Below are 18,317 nucleotides of genomic sequence, written 5' to 3' on the forward strand. Positions count from 1 at the left end.
TGTCTGGTTCGGCTCGATCATCGGCGCTTCCTCGCACATCGGGCCGGCATAGGACAGCCGTAAGGCGGCAGGCCTAGCGCGTCGGATAGTTCGGCGCCTCGCGCGTGATCGTCACGTCGTGGACATGGCTTTCCTTCAGCCCGGCGCCGGTAATCCGCACGAACTGCGCGCGTTCCTGGAGCGCGGCGATCGTTTGCGATCCAGTATAGCCCATCGCCGCCTTGATCCCGCCGACGAGCTGGTGGATCACGTCGCGCGCCGGGCCCTTGAACGCCACCTGGCCTTCGATCCCCTCCGGCACCAGCTTCATCTGATCCTTGATGTCGCCCTGGAAATAACGGTCGGCCGAGCCCCGGCCCATCGCGCCGACGGAGCCCATGCCGCGATAGGATTTGTACGCGCGGCCCTGATAGAGGAACGTCTCGCCCGGCGCTTCCTCGGTGCCGGCCAGCAGCGAGCCGACCATGCAGGTCGATGCGCCCGCCGCCAGCGCCTTGGCGAGATCGCCCGAGGTGCGAAGGCCGCCATCGGCGATCACCGGAACGCCCGCCTTCTGCCCGGCCTCGGCACAATCCATCACCGCGGTGAGCTGCGGCACGCCCACGCCCGCCACCACGCGCGTGGTGCAGATCGAGCCCGGCCCGATCCCCACCTTGATCCCGTCGGCCCCCGCGCCGATCAGCGCGCGCGTCGCCTCGGCGGTGGCGACGTTGCCGGCGACGACCTGAACCGAGTTGGACAGCTTCTTCACGCGCTCCACCGCGCGCGCGACGTCGCGGTTATGGCCGTGCGCGGTGTCGATCACGATCAGGTCGCATTCGGCATCGACCAATGCCTCGGTGCGCGCAAAGCCCTTGTCGCCCACCGTCGTCGCGGCGGCCACGCGCAGCCGACCCGCGGCATCCTTGGTGGCGTCGGGATAGGTGACCGCCTTTTCCATGTCCTTCACGGTGACGAGCCCGACGCAGCGATAGGCATCGTCCACCACCAGCAGCTTTTCGATCCGGCGCTGGTGGAGCAAGCGCTTGGCCTCGTCCTGCCCGACGCCCACGCCGACCGTGACGAGATTGTCGTGAGTCATCAGCTCGCTGACCGGCTGCTTCGGGTTTTCGGCGAAGCGCACGTCGCGGTTGGTCAGGATGCCGACGAGGCGCCCCCCCGCTTCCACCACGGGAATGCCGCTGATCCGGTGACGCGCCATCAGCGCCTGCGCATCGGCCAAAGTCGCGGTCGGCAGGATGGTGATCGGGTTGACCACCATGCCGCTTTCGAACCGCTTCACCGCGCGCACCGCATCGACCTGTTCGGGAACTTCGAGATTGCGGTGCAACACGCCGATACCGCCCAGCTGCGCCATGACGATCGCCATGTCGGCTTCGGTCACCGTATCCATCGCCGACGACAGCACGGGGATGTTGAGCGCGATCCCGCGCGTCAGCATGGTCCGCGTGTCCGCCTGGCTCGGCAACACCTCGCTTTCCGCGGGCACCAGCAGGACGTCGTCGAAGGTGAGGCCGAGCCGAATGTCCATGGGTGCCGATTCTCTCGCGTGGGGGGAGCAAGTGGCGGGCCATGTAACCAGTGTGGCCGGCCGCGGCTAGTGGCGGGAGGCCGTTCCTGCTCGTGTTCCCCGCCTAAGGCCGGGGCCCAGGTGGGAAGCCACTCATTGGCGGGGGGAGGCGCCCATCGCATGGTCTACCCAACCGGGCCCCGGCCTTCGCCGGGAACGGTGCGCTTAAACAAGCCCAACCGCCGTTGGCCCTCGCTTTCGCCACCTGCTATATCGGCGCGACAATCACGGGGGAGTGCGCGATGACGTTCCTGATCTTCATGGCCGCCTTGGTCGTGCTGGTGCTGTTCTACCTGATGACCAGCATCAAGATCGTCAATCAGGGCTATCAATATACCATCGAGCATTTCGGCCGCTTCACCACGGTCGCGCGCCCCGGCTTCAATTTCTATCCCGCCTTTTTCTACCGCGTGGGGCGGCGGGTGAACATGATGGAGCAGGTGATCGACATTCCGGGGCAGGAGATCATCACCAAGGACAATGCGATGATCTCGACCGACGGCGTCGTGTTCTTCCAAGTGCTTGACGCCGCCAAGGCCGCATACGAGGTGTCGGACCTGTATCTCGCGCTGCTCCAGCTCACCACGACCAATCTGCGCACGGTGATGGGCTCGATGGACCTCGACGAGACGCTCTCGAAACGCGACGAGATCAACGCTCGGCTGCTGAACGTGGTCGACCACGCGACGACGCCCTGGGGCGTGAAGATCACCCGCGTCGAGATCAAGGATATCCGCCCGCCCGCGGACATCGTGAACGCGATGGGCCGGCAGATGAAAGCGGAGCGCGAGAAGCGCGCCAACATCCTCGACGCCGAGGGCACGCGCGCCTCCGAGATCCTGCGCGCCGAGGGCCAGAAACAGGCACGTATCCTGGAGGCGGAGGGCCGCAAGGAATCCGCCTTCCGCGATGCCGAGGCGCGCGAGCGCGCGGCGGAAGCCGAGGCGAGCGCCACGCGTGCCGTTTCCGACGCGATCGAGGGCGGCAACACCCAGGCGATCAACTATTTCATCGCGCAGAAATATGTCGAGGCGATCGGCAAGTTCGCCACCAGCCCCAATGCCAAGACGATCCTCTTCCCCGTCGAGGCAACGCAATTGATGGGCACGCTGGGCGGCATCGGCGAGCTGGCGCGCGACGCGCTGAAGGTGACGCCGCCCGCCCCCGCCCCTGCTCCGTCGGCACCCGCCATTCGCCGGGGGCCGTTCGAGCAGAACCAATGACGCTCTGGGGCGTGGCGATCGGCGCGGCGGGCGTCTGGCTGACCGCCGCCATCCTGCTCGGCATCGCCGAGCTGGCGATACCGGGCGTGTTCCTCGTGTTTCTCGCCATCGCCGCGGCGATCACGGGGTTGGCGCTGCTGGCGCTCCCTGCCCTGCCCATCGCCGCGCAGATCGCCTCGTTCGCGGTGTGGAGCGCGGTGGCGGTGCTGATCGGCAAACGCTGGTATCGCGATTACCCGGTCGATGCGTCCGATCCGCTGCTGAACGATCGCGCGGCGCGGTTGATCGGGCAGGTGGTGAGCGTGGAGCGCGCGATCGCCGCGGATGGCGGGCGCGTGCGGGTCGGCGACGGATCGTGGCCGGCGCGCGGCGCGGCCGCGGCGACGGGCGCGCGGGTGCGGGTCGTGGGCATCGATGGTGGCACGCTGCTGGTCGAGTTGCTGCCCGAGATGGTTGAAGCGCCGCCCGCTTTGCCCTAGTCGCGGCGCACCGGTCCCGAGCAAGGCGCATCCATGACGGCCTCGATCGCGCTCGTCGACGACGATCGCAACATCCTCACCTCGGTATCGATCGCGCTCCAGACCGAGGGGTTCCTGACGCGCGTCTATTCGGACGGCGAGACGGCGCTGAAGGCATTGATCGACAACCCGCCCGATCTCGCCATCTTCGACGTGAAGATGCCGCGGATGGACGGGCTGGAACTGCTACGCCGCTTTCGCGAGAAGAGCCGCGTGCCCGTGATCTTCCTCACCAGCAAGGACGACGAGCTGGACGAGGCACTGGGGCTCGCGATGGGCGCGGACGATTATATCGCCAAGCCGTTTTCGCAGCGCCTGCTGATCGCACGGATCCGCGCCATCCTGCGCCGCGCGGAGCCCGTGCAGGCGGACGGCGCGGAGGGCGGCGGCGAGCCCGCCGGTCCGCTCATCCGTGGCCGACTCACGATGGACCCGGCCCGGCACCGCACCACCTGGGGCGATGTGCCGGTCACGTTGACGGTCACCGAATTCATGATCCTCGAGACGCTCGCGCAGCGGCCGGGCATCGTCAAGACGCGCAACCAGTTGATGGACGCGGCGTATCAGGACGACATCTATGTCGACGATCGCACCATCGACAGCCACATCAAGCGCCTGCGCCGCAAGTTCCGGCAGATCGACGGCGAATTCGACGCTATCGAGACACTCTATGGCGCGGGATACCGATTCTCCGAAGAGTGACGACCCGCTGAGCGAGGCGGCCGACCTCACGCTGCGCTGGTCGGGGCAGATCTCGCTCACCCGGCGCATCCTCGCGGTCAACATCCTGGCACTGCTGCTGCTGGCGGGCGGGTTCTTCTATCTCGATTCCTACCGCAGCCGGATCGTGGACAGCCGGCTCGAACAGAGCGCGCGCGAGGCGCGGCTGATCGGCGAGGCGATCGCCTCGGTCGATCGCGACGAGCGCGACGCGCTGATCCTGCGGCTGGCGCGCGATACGGGCACGCGGATCCGGCTGTTCGATCCGGCCGGCAACGTCGTGGCGGACAGCCGCCTGCTCGGCATCCGCAACTTCGTGCTGCGCGATCCGGACCGTCAGCACTGGAACCAGGTCGCCGCGCGCTTTCTCGATGCGGCGATCGACACGATCGTCATCGCCCCGCGCCCACCCCTCTACCGCGAGCGCGCGGGCGGGCTGGACTGGCCCGACGTGCGAACGGCGCGGCAGCGCGGCAGCGTGGCGGCGACGGTGTGGCGCGCGCCCGATCGCACCCCCGTCATCACCGCCGCCGCGCCGCTGCCGCAGGGCGGCGTGGTGATGACGGCGGTGAACGCGCGCGACATCACCGAAACCGTGCGGATCGAACGCTTCCGCCTCAGCCTCGTGCTCGCGGTGGTGACCGTGCTCTCGATCCTCTTGTCGCTGTTCCTCGCGCGCACGATCGTCCGTCCGCTCCGCCGGCTGGCACGCGCCGCGGTCCGCGTGCGGCTGGGGCGCGCGCGCGAGGTGGTGGTGCCGCGCCTGCCCTCCCGCCGCGACGAACTCGGCATGCTTGCGCGGGCGCTGTCGGACATGAGCCTGGCGCTGCGGGCGCGGATCGATGCGACCGAAGCCTTCGCCGCCGACGTCACGCACGAGATGAAGAACCCGCTCGCCTCGCTCCGCTCCGCGGTCGAGGGGCTGGCGCATGTCAAGGATCCGGCGCTCCAGGAGCAATTGTTCGCCGTGGTCCGCGACGATGTCCGCCGGCTGGACCGGCTCATCACCGACATTTCGGAGGCGTCGCGGCTCGACGCGCAGCTCAGCCGCGCGAAGTTCGAGCCGGTGGATTTGGGCGCGCTGATCGCCGGGCTCGTGGCGCAACGCCATGCCCGCGGGGTGGAGCGCGGCATCCGCCTGCTGTTCGATCATCCCGTCGACGTCCCGCTCGTGACGATGGGCGAAGGCGCGCGGCTCGAACGCGTGTTCGAGAATCTGATCGACAACGCGCTGTCCTTTTCGCCCGACGGTGCGGTCGTCGCGATCCTCGGCACGCGCGAGCGCGGCGAGCTGGTGGTTCGGATCGACGACGAAGGGCCGGGCGTTCCCGAAGACGCGCGCGAGGCGATCTTCCGCCGCTTCCAGTCGATCCGGCCCGAAAGCGAGGCGTTCGGCCAGCATTCGGGCCTGGGCCTCGCCATTGCGCGCACGATCGTCGACGGGCATCAGGGCTCGATCACCGTCGAATCGCGCGAGGATCGGCTGAGTGGCGCCCGCTTCGTCGTCAGGCTGGCGCTCGCGGCCCCACGCTGATCCCGAACGGAGCTTGCCCTTGGCCGCCATCTCCTCCGAAACGCTCCATGTCTCGACGGTCGCGATCGATGGCCGTGCCGTGCTGATCGAAGGACCGTCGGGATCGGGGAAATCCGATCTCGCGCTGCGCCTGATCGATCGGGGTGCGGTGCTCGTCAGCGACGATTATACGCTGCTGCTGCAGAGCGGCGCGCGGCTGGTGGCGCGCCCGCCCGAGACGATCGCGGGCAAACTGGAAATCCGCGGCCTGGGTATCGTCGCCGAGCCCTATGCCTCCGACGTTCCCGTGGCGTTGCTCGTCCGCCTCGAAACTCCGGTGCCGCGCATGCCCGAGCAGCGGGTGCGGCGGATCGCGGGGATCGACGTGCGGCAGATCGCGATCGACCCCCATCCCGCCTCCGCCCCGATCCTCGTCGAGCGTGCGCTGCTGCAGGAGCCCGCCACATGATCGCCGAACGCAAGGACATCCTGCTCGTCACCGGCATGTCGGGCGCGGGCAAATCCACCGTGCTGAAGACGCTGGAGGATATCGGCTGGGAAGTGGTCGACAATCTGCCGCTCGAATTGCTCGACCGGCTGCTCGACGCCCCTCTGCCCGCCACCGCGGCCGACGCCGCGCAGCCGCTGGCGCTGGGGATCGGCGCGCGCACCCGCGATTTCGATCCCGCCCGGATCGTGCAGCGCATCCGCAACCTGCGCGAGCGCCATGGGCTGGAGGTCGGCACGCTGTTCCTCGATTGCGCGGGCAGCGAGCTGGAGCGCCGCTATTCCGAGACTCGCCGCCGCCATCCGCTCGCGCCCGATCGCCCGGCAAGCGACGGGATCGCGCGCGAACGCGAATTGCTGAGCCCGCTGCGCGATTTCGCCAACCGGCTGATCGACACCACCAGCCTGGCCGCCAACGAACTGGCGCAGCAGGTCCGCGCCACCTTCGCCGGCGAGGAACGGGGCGCGCCGACGCTGTCGGTCATGTCGTTCGGCTTCGCCCGCGGCGTGCCGCGCAACGCCGATCTGGTGTTCGACATGCGCTTCCTGCGCAATCCGCATTGGGATCCCGTGCTGCGACCCGGCACCGGGCTCGACGCCGATGTCGCCGCCTATGTCGCGGCCGATCCCGCCTATGAGGCGGCGGTCGGGCGGATCGAGGAGCTGCTGCTGCTGCTGCTCCCGCGCTACCGCGCCGAGGGAAAATCCTATGTGACGGTGGCGTTCGGCTGTACCGGGGGGAGACACCGCTCGGTCCATGTGACCGACCGCGTCGCGCGGCGGTTGCACGACGCGGGATTTTCGCCCACGGTTGCGCATCGCGACCTGGGGGCGGCGCCGCAGGACTCGCTGGAAGGATCGCCGGTCGAGCCAAGATGAGGGATATGCGTTCGCGATGATCGGCCTGGTGCTGGTGACCCATGGGCGGCTCGCCGAGGAATTCGTGACCGCGATGGTGCACGTCGTCGGCCCGCAGGAGCGGATCGCGACGATCGCCATCGGCCCCGATGACGATATGGAGAGCCGCCGTGCGGATATCGCCGCCGCGATCGAGGCGGTGGATATCGGCCGCGGTGTGATCGTGCTGACGGATCTGTTCGGCGGGACGCCGTCCAATCTGGCCATTTCGCTGATGGAGCGCGGCCGGGTCGAGGTGATCGCGGGCATGAACCTGCCGATGCTGATCCGGCTCGGCTCCGCGCGCAAGGCGATGAAGGTGGTCGATGCGGTCGCCGCCGCGCGCGAGGCGGGGCGGAAATATATCTCCGTCGCCTCCGAGGTGCTGGGCGAGGCGGCGGCGTGAGCGACGTCGCGCGTGCGGTCCGCATCACCAACCGCCGCGGCCTGCACGCCCGCGCCAGCGCCAAGTTCGTCACGCTTGCCGCCACCCAGCCCTGCGAGATCACCGTCGTGAAGGACGGCTCGGGCCATGTCACCGGCACGTCGATCATGGGGCTGATGATGCTGGGCGCGGCGATGGGCGACACGATCACGATCAGCGCGAACGGCGATGGCGCCGAGGGCGCGGTGACCGCACTGTGCGATCTGGTGGAAGCCAAGTTCGGCGAGGATTGAGCGCCGATGCCGCGGGAGATCACCGCCTATTCCAACCCGCTCGTCAAGCGCGTGCGGGCGCTGCGCGACAAGAAGGGCCGGCGCGAACAGGGCCAGTTCCTGGCCGAGGGGCTGCGCATCCTGACCGAGGCGCGCGAGGCCGGGCGCGTCCCGCGCGTGCTGTTCTATGCCGCCGCCAGCGCGGGCCATGCGCTGGTGTGGGAATTGGTGAAGGCCGTCGAGGCGAGCGACGGCGAGGCGATCGAGACGACGCCCGCGATCCTCGCCCAGCTCTCGGGCAAGGACAATCCACAGGCGGTGGTCGGCGTGTTCGACGAATTCGCCTGTACGTTGGACGATCTCGACCGGTCGCGCGCGGCGATCTGGCTGGTGGCGGAGCGGCTGCGCGATCCGGGCAATCTCGGCACGATCCTGCGCACCGGCGATGCGGTCGGCGCGGGCGCGCTGATCCTGATCGGCGAATGCGCCGACCCGTTCGGCGTGGAAGCGGTGCGCGCCAGCATGGGCGCACTGTTCACCGTGCCCGTGGTGCGCTGTGGCTGGGAGGACTTCCTCGTGTGGCTGCGCCGTGGCGCGGGGCAGCTCGTCGGGCTGAGCCTGCAGACCAACACCGATTATCGCGCTGCGCGTTACGCCGCCCCCACCTTTCTGCTGACGGGCAACGAGGCCCAGGGCATGCCGGCGGACTATGCCGACGCCTGCGACCTGCTCGTCAAGCTGCCCATGCACGGCAAGGCCGACAGCCTGAACGCCGCCGTCGCGACGGCGGTGATGGCCTATGAGGTGCTGGCGCGGGATCTGGTTTAGGGCGCGATGACATTGGCTTGATCGGAGCACGAATCCGTTCGTGCCGAGCTTGTCGAAGCAGGCTTTTCGCAGTCACGCCGTCGCATTCGGAATAGGCCCTTCGGTAAGCTCAGGGCGAACGGGTCAAAGTAACGTCATCGGACTGCAATTCGACATGGGGCCCCCATCGGCGCGTTGCCCGCTGGCGCCGTCCATGGTCACTCCCGCTAGCTCTCCCCCTCACCCGCCGCGATCAGCGCCGGTGCGTCGCCATAGCGCGCCAGCGCCTCCACCGGGGCGACGTCGTCGATCTCGCGCGCGCCGGTGTCGATGTTGAGGTCGCGGAACTTGCGCGCGGTCACCAGGGTGCGGCTTTCGAAGCTGCTGACGAAGCTGTTGTAATTGTTGACCGCGCTCGTCAGGCCACCGCCCACCTTGCGCAGGTCGCCCGCCGCCTTGGCCAGCCGCTCGTAGAGCTCCTTGCCGAGCGCGCCGATATCCTGCGCCTGTTTCGCCATCTTCTCCTGACGCCATACCGCATCGACGGTGCGCGCGATCGCGATCAGGTTGGTGGGGGTGGCGAGCAGCACGCGCTTTTCGAAGGCGAAATCCCACAGGGTGGGATCATGTTCGAGTGCGGCGGAGAGGAAATGTTCGCCCGGCACGAACATGATGACGTAGTCGGGCGCATCCTTGAACTGGTTCCAATAGGCCTTGTTGCCGAGGCCGTTGACGTGTGCGCGCATCGAGGCGGCGTGCGCGGTCAGGCCGCGTGCGCGCTCCTCCTCGTCGACTGCGCCGAACGCGTCCTGATAGGCGTTGAGCGACACCTTGGCATCGATCACCAGGCTGCGGCCGCCGGGCACGCGGACGATCGCGTCGGGGCGCAGCCGCTGGCCGTCCTCCACCGCGACGCTCACCTCGGTCTGGAAATCAGTATGTTCGGATAGGCCGCAGGTCTCGAGCACGTTCTTCAACTGCTGCTCGCCCCAGCGCCCGCGCGACTTGGGGGCGTTGCGCAGCGAGTTGACGAGCTTGGCGGCCTCGCTCGACACCTTCTCCTGGCCGATACGCATCTGCTCGATCTGGCCCTTCAGATCGCCGAACGCGTCGCGGCGATCCGCCTCGACCTTGCCGACCGCCTCCTCGTAGCGCTGAAGCCGGTCGCTGACCGGCTGGAGCATCGATTTGAGGTTCTGGCCCGACACCTCTTCGGACTGGCGGAAGCGGGCTTCGGCGCGTTCGAGGAACTGCGCCTGCGCGGTTTCGAGCGCGCGGGCGGCGGCGGCGCCGAACTGCGCGGTCATGGCGTCGCGCGCTTCCTTCAGTTCGGCGAGCGTGGCTTGGTGCGCGGCGTGGCGCGCCTCGCCCTGCGCGCGCAGGCTCGCCAGCTCCTGCAAGGCAGCGTTGCGTTCGCGCTCGACGGCGTCGCGGGCGGTGCGCATCAGTTCGGCATCGCCCGCCCGGGCGCGTGCGACGGCGAGTTCGCTCGCGAGCGCGGTGCCGCGGCGCGAGGCCAGCAGCCAGCCGGCGAGCAGGCCGATCGCAAGCGCGAGAAGCGCGACGAGGATCAGTTCCACCGACCGGCTCCGGCGAAGTGGGCGAAGGTGATACGCACGAGGAAAAGCCAGGACATGGGCGGAACATAGATCGAACGATCGGGATAGAACAGCGCCATTTTCATGAGGCCCTGCCGATCGCCCGCCATCACCCCAGGCGGCGGGCCTTCGCCAGCTTTTTCAACAACATGTCGCGTTTCAGCTTCGAGACATGGTCGATGAACAGCACGCCGTCGCAATGATCGATCTCGTGCTGCATGCAGGTGGCGAGCAGCCCGTCCATCTCCTCCTCGCGGGACTCGCCCGTGCCGTCCAGCCAGCGGACGCGGCAGCGCGCCGGGCGCGCCACCTCGGCATATTGTTCGGGGATGGACAGGCAGCCCTCGTTATAGGTCGACAGCTCCTCGCTCACCTCGAGGATCTCGGGGTTCACATAGGCGCGCGGATCGCGGACGGGCTTGCCCTCCTCGTCCTCGCGCTCCTGCAGATCGATGACGACGACGCGCTTGGCGACGCCCACCTGGATCGCGGCGAGGCCGATCCCCTTGGCGTCGTACATCGTGTCGGTCATGTCGGCGATCAGCCGGCGGACATCGTCGTCCACCGTCTCGACGGGGAGGGAGAGCGCACGCAAGCGCGGATCGGGGATCTCGACGATGGGAAGAACGGCCATGCGCGCGCTGCTAGGGGAAGCGCGGCGTCGGCGTCAAGCAGAGGGAGGACGTCAAGCGAGCGGGGCTCACGCCACCGGGCGCCGGGCGCGGAGCGCCTGCGCCAGCGTGCCCTCGTCGAGATAATCGAGCTCGCCGCCGACGGGCAGGCCGTGCGCGAGCTGGGTGACACGGATGGGGAAACGCTCGATCCGGTCGGCGATGTAATGCGCCGTCGTCTGCCCTTCCAGCGTGGCGTTCATGGCGAGCACCACCTCGTCGATCCCGCCCGCCTCGATCCGGCGGACGAGCGCGTCGATCGCGAGATCCTCGGGCCGGATGCCCTCCAGCGCGGAAAGCCGGCCGCCCAGCACATGATAACGCCCCGGGAACAGCCGCGAACGGTCGAGCGCCCACAGGTCCGCCACCTCCTCCACCACGCAGAGCGACCGCTGGTCGCGGCGCGGATCGGCGCACACCGCACACGGGTTTGCGGTATCGACATTGCCGCAGGTGGTGCAGGTGACGAGCCGTTCGTCGACTGCGGCGAGCGCGGCGAGCAACGGCCCCAAGGCACCCTCGCGCTTCTTGAGCAGATGGAGCACCGCGCGCCGCGCCGAACGCGGGCCGAGCCCGGGAAGACGCGCGAGCGCCTGGGTCAATGTCTCGATCTCGGGGGAGGCCATCGGAGAACAGATAGGGGGTTGCGCGGCTGCCCGCCAGCGTGTTCGAGGGGGCGATGCGCATCATCTTCATGGGAACGCCCGACTTCGCGGTGCCGACGCTCGACGCGCTCGTCGCGGCCGGGCATTCGGTGGTGGCCGCCTATAGCCAGCCGCCGCGGCCGGGCGGGCGGCGCGGGCGCGAGCTGGTGGCCTCCCCGGTGCAGCGCCGCGCCGAGGCGCTGGGCATCCCGGTGCGAACGCCGGAGCGGCTGCGTTCGCCCGACGAGCAGGCCGCGTTCGCGGCGCTGGATGCCGATGTCGCCGTGGTGGCCGCCTATGGGCTGATCCTGCCGCGCGCGGTGCTGGAGGCGCCGCGGCTCGGCTGCCTCAACGTCCATGGCTCGCTGCTGCCGCGCTGGCGCGGGGCGGCGCCGGTGCAGCGCGCGATCCTGGCGGCCGATGCGGAGACGGGCGTGGGGATCATGCAGATGGAGGCCGGGCTCGACACCGGCCCGGTGCGGCTGGAGCGGCGCACGACCGTGGCGGGGAAGACCGCGGGCGCGCTGACCGACGAACTCGCGCGGCTGGGCGCCGAGGCGATGGTCGCGGTGCTGGCAAATCCCGATGCCTATCCGCCGATCGCGCAACCAGAGGACGGCGTCACCTATGCCGCCAAGATCGACAAGGCGGAGGCGCGGCTGGACTTCACCGCGGACGCCGTAACGGTGGAGCGGCAGGTCCGCGCCTTCGCGCCAGTGCCGGGAGCGTTTTTCGAATTCGGCGGGGAACGGGTGAAGGTGCTGGCGGCGGAGATCGTCGGGGTACAGCCTGACCGTTCCCCGGCGGAGGCCGGCGCCCCGTTGGGCGGAGGTGGCGCTTCATCCCCACTGGACCCCGGCCTTAGCCGGGGAACGGAAGATGGGGGTGCGGCGGGCATTGTGCTCGACGACCGGCTCACCATCGCCTGCGGCTCGGGCGCGATCCGGCCGGTGACGGTGCAGCGCGCGGGCCGCGGCATCGCCAGCGCGGCGGACCTGCTGCGCGGCTTCGCCATTCCGGCGGGCACCCGGCTTTGACGCGCTATGCGCTGACGATCGAATATGACGGCCGCCCCTTTGCCGGGTGGCAACGCCAGGCCAGCGCGCCCAGCGTGCAGCAGGCGCTGGAGGAGGCGGCATTCGCGATGACCGGCGAGCGGATCGCCGTGCACGCCGCCGGGCGCACCGATGCGGGCGTCCACGCGCTGGCGATGCGCGCGCATCTGGATCTGACGGCGGAGGTGGCACCGTTCCGGCTGATGGAGGCGCTGAACGCGCTCGTCCGGCCCGCCCCCGTCGCGGTCACCGATTGCGTGGTGGTGGCCGACGACTGGCATGCGCGCTTCTCGTGCGTCGGCCGCGCCTATGAATACAGAATCGCGAACCGCCGCGCGCCGCTCGCGATCGATGCGGGCTTCGCGTGGCGCGTGCCGCAGCCGCTCGACGCGGCGGCGATGGCGCAGGCCGCGACCGCGCTGATCGGGCGCCACGACTTCACCACGTTCCGCGCCGCGCATTGCCAGGCGGACAGCCCGGTGCGCACGCTCGACCGGCTGGCGGTGACTCGCGACGGCGACCGCGTGATCGTGCGCGCGGCGGCGCGGTCGTTCCTCCATCATCAGGTGCGATCGATGGTCGGCTGCCTCGCGCTCGTCGGCATGGGGCGCTGGGCGGTGGGCGACATGGCCGCGGCGCTGCAGGCGCGCGACCGGGCGCGGCTGGGGCTGAACGCGCCGCCCGACGGGCTGTTCTTCGTGGACGCTATCTACTGAACCGCGCCGCCAGCTCCACATGGGTGGACCAGCGGAACTGGCCGACCGGCCGGATCCAGTCGATCCGCCAGCCGCCCTCGACCAGCATCCGGGCATCGCGCGCGAAGCTCGCCGGGTTGCACGAGACATAGGCGATCGCCCCGGTGGCGGACGCGGCCAGTGCCGGCATCTGCTCGCGCGCACCCGCGCGCGGCGGATCGAGCACCACCGCACCGAACCGATCGAGCTCGGCGACGGTCAGCGGGCGGCGGTAGAGGTCGCGATATTCGGGGAAGACTAGCCGCCCGGCGCGCGCGGCGGCGGCCTTCAGCGCCATCGTCGCTTCGCGGCCGCCCTCCGCCGCATAGATCTTGCCCGGCAGCGCGAGCGCGAACGTGCCGAGGCCGGCGAACAGATCCGCGACGACGGTGGCGCCCCCCACCGCCTCGCGCACCGCGGCGACCAGCGCCGCCTCGCCCTCTTCGGTGGCCTGAAGAAACGCGGCGTGCGGCAACGGAACGGCCACGCCGCTCAGCGTGATCGTCACCGCCTCGGGCTCCCAGCGCGTCTCGGGCCCCTGCCCGTCGTCCACCGCGAAGCGCGCGACCGCGTGGCGCTCGCAAAAGGCGATGATCGCTTCGGCCGCGTCGAGCCCTTCGGCGGCAAGGCCGGTGACGAGGATGTCCGGCCCCTGATCCGCGCGCGTCAGATGGACCTCGCCGCGCCGGCGGAAGCGCAGCCGCTTCAGCAGCCCGCGCAACGGCGCGACCAGCGCGAAGAGATCGGCCGCGAGGACATGGCATTCGGCGAGATCGACGATCGCGTGGCTGCGCGCCTCGGCGAACCCGATCCGCACCTGCCCGCCCTTGCCCTCCGCATGGAGCGTCGCGCGGCGGCGGGTACGCGGGGGCGAGAGCTGCGCGGGCGCGATCGGCGCGGCCAGCCCCTGCCCGTCCAGCGCGCTCGCGATCCGGTCGACGACGAAGGCGGCATAGGCGGTGTCGTCCAGATGCTGCAACTGGCACCCGCCACAGGTCGGAAAGTGGCGGCAGGGGGGCGCCTGGTGGTGCGGGCCGGCGATCACCACGCCGTCGACGGTCAGCGTGTCCCCGGGCGCGGCGAGGATGGCGTGGCGGCCGTCATCGGCCACCCCTTCGCCGCGTTCGGAAACGCGCAGGATCGTCGCAGTCATGCTCGGGTCTCTTCGGGGGCGAGGGCGGCGCGCGCGGGGGTCAGCGCGGCGGCGAGGTCGTCCGCGACGAACGCCCGGCCGCAGCGGCGCGCGGCGGCACCATGGAGCCACACCGCGGCCCCGGCGGCCTCGAACGGCGCCATGCCGCTCGCCAGCATCGCCGCGACGATCCCGACGAGCACGTCGCCGCTGCCCGCGGTGGAGAGCCAGTCGTTGGCGTCGCGCGCCGCTGTCACGCGGCCGTCGGGCGCGGCGATCACGGTGTCGGCGCCCTTGAAGACCACGACCGCGTCCGACCGGCGCGCGGCATCGCGGGCGCGGGCGATCTTGTCGGCGTGCGCCGGGCCGAACAGTGCGGCGAACTCGCCGGCGTGCGGGGTGAGGATCACGGGGGCGCCGTGACGGGCGAGCGTCGCGGGATCGGTGAGGTGGAGCGCATCGCCGTCCACCACGATCGGCCGGCCCGCCCCGAGCGCCTGTGCGAGCTTCGCGCGCGCTCTCTCGTCGCGGCCGAGGCCGGGGCCGACCGCGATCGCGCCGACGCGGGGATCGGTCAGCGCCCGGTCGGTCAGCGGTTTGCGGACGATCGCGTGGGGCGATCCGTGTGTTTCGCCCAGCAGCGCGACATAGCCCGCGCCGCTGCGCATCGCGGCCATGCTCGCGAGTTCGGCCGCACCCGCCATCGTGCCCGCCACCACCGCGACCATGCCGCGGGTGTATTTGTGCGAATCGGGACCGGGCTCTGGCAGCGTGGGCGCCGCAAGCACGGCGGCGTCGCTCGCGGTGGCCACGCCGATGTCGAGGATGCGGACGTGCCGCGAATAGCGTGCGGCGGGCTGGAGGACATGCGACGGCTTGGCCGCGCCGAGCGCGAGCGTCACGTCGAACAGCGGCGGTTCGGTGAGGACCGCGCCGCTGTCGGTATCGACGCCGCTCGGCAGGTCGACCGCGATGGTGAGCGTCGCGGCGGCGGCGAGCGCGTGGAGGATCTGGCCCACCGGGCGCTCCCCGGCGGAGGCCGGGGCCCAGTCGGGAAGGTCGTGGTGAGAGCCATCAACATCCCCCACCTGGGCTCCGGCCTTTGCCGGGGAGCGGCAATTCCCCAACGGCCGCGTCAGCCCCGTGCCGAACAGCGCATCCACCAGCACCGGCGCGGGCATGGCGTCGGCCAGCGGCTCGACCGGTCCGTCCCACCCCGCCCGCGCGCGGATCGCCGCATCGCTCCTGGGCGCCGCGAGCGCCGCCACGCGCACCGGGTGCCCCGCCGCCTTCAGCGCCGCCGCCGCGACATAGCCGTCGCCGCCATTGTTGCCCGGCCCGCACAGCACCAGCACCGCGCGGTCGCCCGCGAGCCGCCGCACCGCCACGGCGATGGCCGCCCCGGCGCGCGCCATCAGCGTATCGACGGTGACGCCGCCCGTCATCGCCCCATCCTCCGCCTCCGCCGCGCGCATCGCGGCGGCGGTGAGGATCGGCCGGCCGTCGATCCGGATCATTTGGCGGTCGCGCCCTTTACCGTCGCGGGCAGCCGATACCGGTCCGCACCGATCGCCACCTCGATCTCGGCGGGGCCGCGCACCGTCACCTTCGCGGGCTCGGCACCGTCCGCCGCGATCACGCCGCGGCCGTCGCGCGTGACCAGCAGGCGGTGGAAACCGCCATCGGCATTGCGCACCGTCAGTTCGAGCCCGTGATCGCCCTGGAGCTGGTCGACGGTGCAGGTGTGCGCCATGGCGGCATCGCCATGCGCGCATGCGATCCGGCCGTCGTCCGCGGCCTCGGTCTGCTGGTTCGCCTCCGCCGCCGCCAGTGCGCGGTTGTCGGGCCGGGTGGCCGTGCCGCAGGCGGCGAGCGACAGGGCGAGCGCCAGCGCGCTAGATATCCGCATAGACATGGGTTTCGGCGGCGGCTCCGGGGTGCGTGACCGCCCCCTTGTAGGCCGGGCCGACCGTCTTCGCATAGCGCCAGAGTGCGCCCGCCTGATAATCGTTGGTGCGCGGCACCCAGGCGGCGCGGCGGGCGGCGAGCACGTCCTCGTCCACCAGCAGGTCGATCACGCCCTGTTCGGCGTCGATCCGGATCCGGTCGCCGTCCTCGACCAGCGCGATCGGGCCGCCATCGGCCGCCTCGGGTCCGACATGGCCGATGCAGAAACCGCGCGTGCCGCCCGAGAAGCGCCCGTCGGTGACCAGCGCGACCTTCTCGCCCAGCCCCAACCCATAGAGCGCCGCGGTGGTCGACAGCATCTCGCGCATGCCGGGGCCGCCCTTCGGTCCCTCGTAGCGGATCACGATCACCGCGCCCTCCGCGATGTCGCGGGCCTCGACCGCGGCGAACGTGTCCTCCTCGCAATCGAAGACCCGCGCCGGCCCCTCGAACACCAGCCGCTGCATGCCCGCCACCTTCACGATCGCGCCATCGGGCGCCAGGCTGCCGCGCAAGCCGACGACGCCGCCGGTGGGGGTGATCGGCGTCTTGACGTCGTAGATCACCTTCTGGTCGGGATTCCACGTCACCCGGTCGATATTCTCGGCGAGCGTCTTCCCCGTCACCGTCATGCAGTCGCCATGGAGGAAGCCGCCCGCCATCAGCGTCTTCATCAGCATATAGACGCCGCCCGCCTCGTACATGTCCTTGGCGACATAGCGGCCGCCCGGTTTCAGGTCGGCGATATAGGGCGTGGTCTTGAAGATCTCGGCCACGTCGAACAGGTCGAAATCGATCCCCGCCTCGTTCGCCATCGCCGGCAGATGGAGCGCGCCGTTGGTCGAGCCACCCGTCGCCGCCACCACGCGCGCGGCGTTCTCGAACGCGTCGCGGGTGCAGATGTCGCGTGGGCGGATATTCGCCTCGACGAGTGCCATGACCTGCTCGCCCGCTGCCACCGCGATCCCGGCGCGGTCGACGAAGGGCGCCGGCATCATGTTCGAATTGGGCAGCGACAGCCCGATCGCCTCGCCCACGCACGCCATGGTGTTGGCGGTGAACTGGCCGCCGCACGCGCCGTGGCCGGGGCACGCGACCTTTTCCAGCGCGATCAGCTCCTTCAGCGGGCAATTGCCCGCGGCGTGCTGGCCGACCGCCTCGAACACGTCGACCACGGTCACGTCCTTGTCGTGAAACCGGCCCGGCAGGATCGATCCGCCATAGACGAAGATCGACGGCACGTTCAGCCGCAGCATCGCCATCATCATGCCCGGCAGCGACTTGTCGCAGCCCGCAAAGCCGACCAGCGCGTCATAGCAATGGCCGCGCACCGACAGCTCGACCGAATCGGCGATCACCTCGCGGCTGACGAGGCTGGACTTCATGCCCTGATGGCCCATCGCGATCCCGTCGGTGACGGTGATGGTGTTGAACCGCCGCGGCATGCCGCCGCCGGCGATCACGCCCGCCTGCGCCGCATCGGCCTGCGCATCGAGCGTGGTGTTGCACGGCGCCGAATTGTTGCCCGCGCTCGCCAGCCCGACGAAGGGCTTGGCGATGTCCTCCTCGGTGATGCCCATCGCATAATAATAGCTGCGATGCGGCGCGCGTTCGGGGCCCACCGACACGTGACGGCTGGGCAGGCGGGATTTGTCGAAGTTACGGATCATGACGACAGCCTATTGCGTCGGCCGGGTCGCCCACGCAACCCTGTTGCGTATCACCGCGCGCAAAGGCTTAGAGCGAGTCGAGCGCCTTGGCCACGCCGTCCATCGTGAACGGCTTGTGGAGCTTGGGCCGATCGGCATGATGGCCCAGATCCGAATCCGCGCTGCCCCCGGTGGCGAAGACGAAGGGGATGCCCAGCTCGGCCAGCCGGTCCGCGATGGGCGCGCTCTTCTCGCCGCCGCGCAGATTGACGTCGAGGATCGCGGCATCGATCCCGCCCGCGTCGATCAGCGCCAGCGCCGACTGCACGCTATCCGCCGAACCCGCGACCTGACGATCGAGCACGTCGAGGAAATCCTCGAGCATCATGGCGATCAGGGGTTCATCCTCGACAATGAGGATACGCGAAGGCGATGTCATCACCGTCCCTTTGGCAATGTTCGCGGTTTGAGCCAA

At 70.2% G+C, this 18,317-nt stretch carries 20 protein-coding genes; 11 read left to right on the forward strand and 9 right to left on the reverse strand.

The genetic code is table 11. The annotated features are described in order from the left end of the window. Nucleotides 1–73: 73 nt before the first annotated feature. On the reverse strand, nucleotides 74–1,531 hold the full coding sequence (gene guaB / locus OXQ95_RS04835) for an IMP dehydrogenase (protein ID WP_242095653.1): 1,458 nt from the start codon (nucleotides 1,529–1,531) through the stop codon (nucleotides 74–76). 281 nt (nucleotides 1,532–1,812) lie between these two features. Here guaB and OXQ95_RS04840 point away from each other — a divergent pair, with 281 nt between their 5' ends. From OXQ95_RS04840 to OXQ95_RS04880, 9 genes are read left to right on the forward strand one after another with little or no spacing between them, the layout of a single operon-like run. After that, the gene (locus OXQ95_RS04840) at nucleotides 1,813–2,793 is read left to right on the forward strand and encodes an SPFH domain-containing protein (RefSeq protein ID WP_267380261.1); all 981 of its coding nucleotides are present in this window, start codon (nucleotides 1,813–1,815) and stop codon (nucleotides 2,791–2,793) included. Continuing rightward, on the forward strand, nucleotides 2,790–3,272 hold the full coding sequence (locus OXQ95_RS04845; protein ID WP_242095651.1) for an NfeD family protein: 483 nt from the start codon (nucleotides 2,790–2,792) through the stop codon (nucleotides 3,270–3,272). Before OXQ95_RS04840 ends, OXQ95_RS04845 begins: the two co-directional genes overlap by 4 nt. A gap of 33 nt (nucleotides 3,273–3,305) precedes the next feature. Further along, nucleotides 3,306–4,013, forward strand: a complete 708-nt coding sequence (locus OXQ95_RS04850) for a response regulator transcription factor (protein WP_242095650.1) — start codon at nucleotides 3,306–3,308, stop codon at nucleotides 4,011–4,013. Next, nucleotides 3,982–5,565 (forward strand): stimulus-sensing domain-containing protein, encoded by a 1,584-nt coding sequence (locus OXQ95_RS04855; protein WP_267380264.1) that lies wholly within the window; start codon nucleotides 3,982–3,984, stop codon nucleotides 5,563–5,565. Before OXQ95_RS04850 ends, OXQ95_RS04855 begins: the two co-directional genes overlap by 32 nt. Before the next feature lie 13 nt (nucleotides 5,566–5,578). After that, nucleotides 5,579–6,013, forward strand: coding sequence for an HPr kinase/phosphatase C-terminal domain-containing protein (locus OXQ95_RS04860; RefSeq protein WP_267380266.1), 435 nt, complete (start codon nucleotides 5,579–5,581; stop codon nucleotides 6,011–6,013). After that, entirely contained in the window at nucleotides 6,010–6,930 is a 921-nt protein-coding gene (rapZ, locus tag OXQ95_RS04865) for an RNase adapter RapZ (RefSeq protein WP_267380268.1), read from the forward strand. The genes OXQ95_RS04860 and rapZ overlap by 4 nt, the downstream gene beginning before the upstream one ends. A 16-nt stretch (nucleotides 6,931–6,946) precedes the next feature. Continuing rightward, nucleotides 6,947–7,354 carry a PTS sugar transporter subunit IIA gene (locus OXQ95_RS04870; protein WP_242095646.1) on the forward strand — a complete coding sequence of 136 codons (408 nt, stop codon included), beginning with the start codon at nucleotides 6,947–6,949 and terminating at the stop codon, nucleotides 7,352–7,354. Then, nucleotides 7,351–7,626 (forward strand): HPr family phosphocarrier protein, encoded by a 276-nt coding sequence (locus OXQ95_RS04875; protein ID WP_267380271.1) that lies wholly within the window; start codon nucleotides 7,351–7,353, stop codon nucleotides 7,624–7,626. Before OXQ95_RS04870 ends, OXQ95_RS04875 begins: the two co-directional genes overlap by 4 nt. Nucleotides 7,627–7,632: 6 nt before the next feature. Then, the gene (locus tag OXQ95_RS04880) at nucleotides 7,633–8,433 is read left to right on the forward strand and encodes an RNA methyltransferase (protein WP_267380273.1); all 801 of its coding nucleotides are present in this window, start codon (nucleotides 7,633–7,635) and stop codon (nucleotides 8,431–8,433) included. Between the two features lie 206 nt (nucleotides 8,434–8,639). On the opposite strand, the gene rmuC is transcribed toward OXQ95_RS04880, so the two are convergent. From rmuC to recR, 3 genes are all read right to left on the reverse strand, one after another. Next, the gene (gene rmuC / locus OXQ95_RS04885) at nucleotides 8,640–9,992 is read right to left on the reverse strand and encodes a DNA recombination protein RmuC (protein WP_267380274.1); all 1,353 of its coding nucleotides are present in this window, start codon (nucleotides 9,990–9,992) and stop codon (nucleotides 8,640–8,642) included. Between the two features lie 127 nt (nucleotides 9,993–10,119). Next, nucleotides 10,120–10,644, reverse strand: coding sequence for a peptide deformylase (gene def / locus OXQ95_RS04890; protein ID WP_242095642.1), 525 nt, complete (start codon nucleotides 10,642–10,644; stop codon nucleotides 10,120–10,122). A gap of 66 nt (nucleotides 10,645–10,710) precedes the next feature. Then, on the reverse strand, nucleotides 10,711–11,307 hold the full coding sequence (gene recR, locus OXQ95_RS04895; protein WP_267380276.1) for a recombination mediator RecR: 597 nt from the start codon (nucleotides 11,305–11,307) through the stop codon (nucleotides 10,711–10,713). Nucleotides 11,308–11,360: 53 nt separating this feature from the next. Here recR and fmt point away from each other — a divergent pair, with 53 nt between their 5' ends. Beyond that, the gene (fmt, locus tag OXQ95_RS04900; RefSeq protein WP_267380278.1) at nucleotides 11,361–12,362 is read left to right on the forward strand and encodes a methionyl-tRNA formyltransferase; all 1,002 of its coding nucleotides are present in this window, start codon (nucleotides 11,361–11,363) and stop codon (nucleotides 12,360–12,362) included. Beyond that, nucleotides 12,359–13,096, forward strand: coding sequence for a tRNA pseudouridine(38-40) synthase TruA (truA, locus tag OXQ95_RS04905; RefSeq protein ID WP_267380280.1), 738 nt, complete (start codon nucleotides 12,359–12,361; stop codon nucleotides 13,094–13,096). The genes fmt and truA overlap by 4 nt, the downstream gene beginning before the upstream one ends. On the opposite strand, the gene OXQ95_RS04910 is transcribed toward truA, so the two are convergent. The 5 genes from OXQ95_RS04910 to OXQ95_RS04930 all read right to left on the reverse strand — a co-directional run bounded on the left by OXQ95_RS04910 (nucleotide 13,086) and on the right by OXQ95_RS04930 (nucleotide 18,281). Next, complete coding sequence (locus tag OXQ95_RS04910; RefSeq protein WP_267380282.1) at nucleotides 13,086–14,267, reverse strand: class I SAM-dependent RNA methyltransferase; 1,182 nt, start codon at nucleotides 14,265–14,267, stop codon at nucleotides 13,086–13,088. The genes truA and OXQ95_RS04910 overlap by 11 nt on opposite strands. Further along, nucleotides 14,264–15,763 (reverse strand): NAD(P)H-hydrate dehydratase, encoded by a 1,500-nt coding sequence (locus tag OXQ95_RS04915; protein ID WP_267380284.1) that lies wholly within the window; start codon nucleotides 15,761–15,763, stop codon nucleotides 14,264–14,266. Before OXQ95_RS04915 ends, OXQ95_RS04910 begins: the two co-directional genes overlap by 4 nt. Beyond that, a complete protein-coding gene (locus OXQ95_RS04920; RefSeq protein ID WP_242095636.1) occupies nucleotides 15,760–16,161 on the reverse strand; it encodes a hypothetical protein in 402 nt (133 codons plus the stop codon). Before OXQ95_RS04920 ends, OXQ95_RS04915 begins: the two co-directional genes overlap by 4 nt. Beyond that, a complete protein-coding gene (ilvD, locus tag OXQ95_RS04925; RefSeq protein ID WP_267380286.1) occupies nucleotides 16,142–17,863 on the reverse strand; it encodes a dihydroxy-acid dehydratase in 1,722 nt (573 codons plus the stop codon). Before ilvD ends, OXQ95_RS04920 begins: the two co-directional genes overlap by 20 nt. A gap of 67 nt (nucleotides 17,864–17,930) precedes the next feature. Beyond that, nucleotides 17,931–18,281, reverse strand: a complete 351-nt coding sequence (locus OXQ95_RS04930) for a response regulator (protein ID WP_242095634.1) — start codon at nucleotides 18,279–18,281, stop codon at nucleotides 17,931–17,933. Nucleotides 18,282–18,317 lie beyond the last annotated feature (36 nt).

The sequence above is a fragment of the Sphingomonas sp. GC_Shp_6 genome, assembly GCF_026540835.1.
Classification (GTDB): Bacteria; Pseudomonadota; Alphaproteobacteria; order Sphingomonadales; family Sphingomonadaceae; genus Sphingomonas.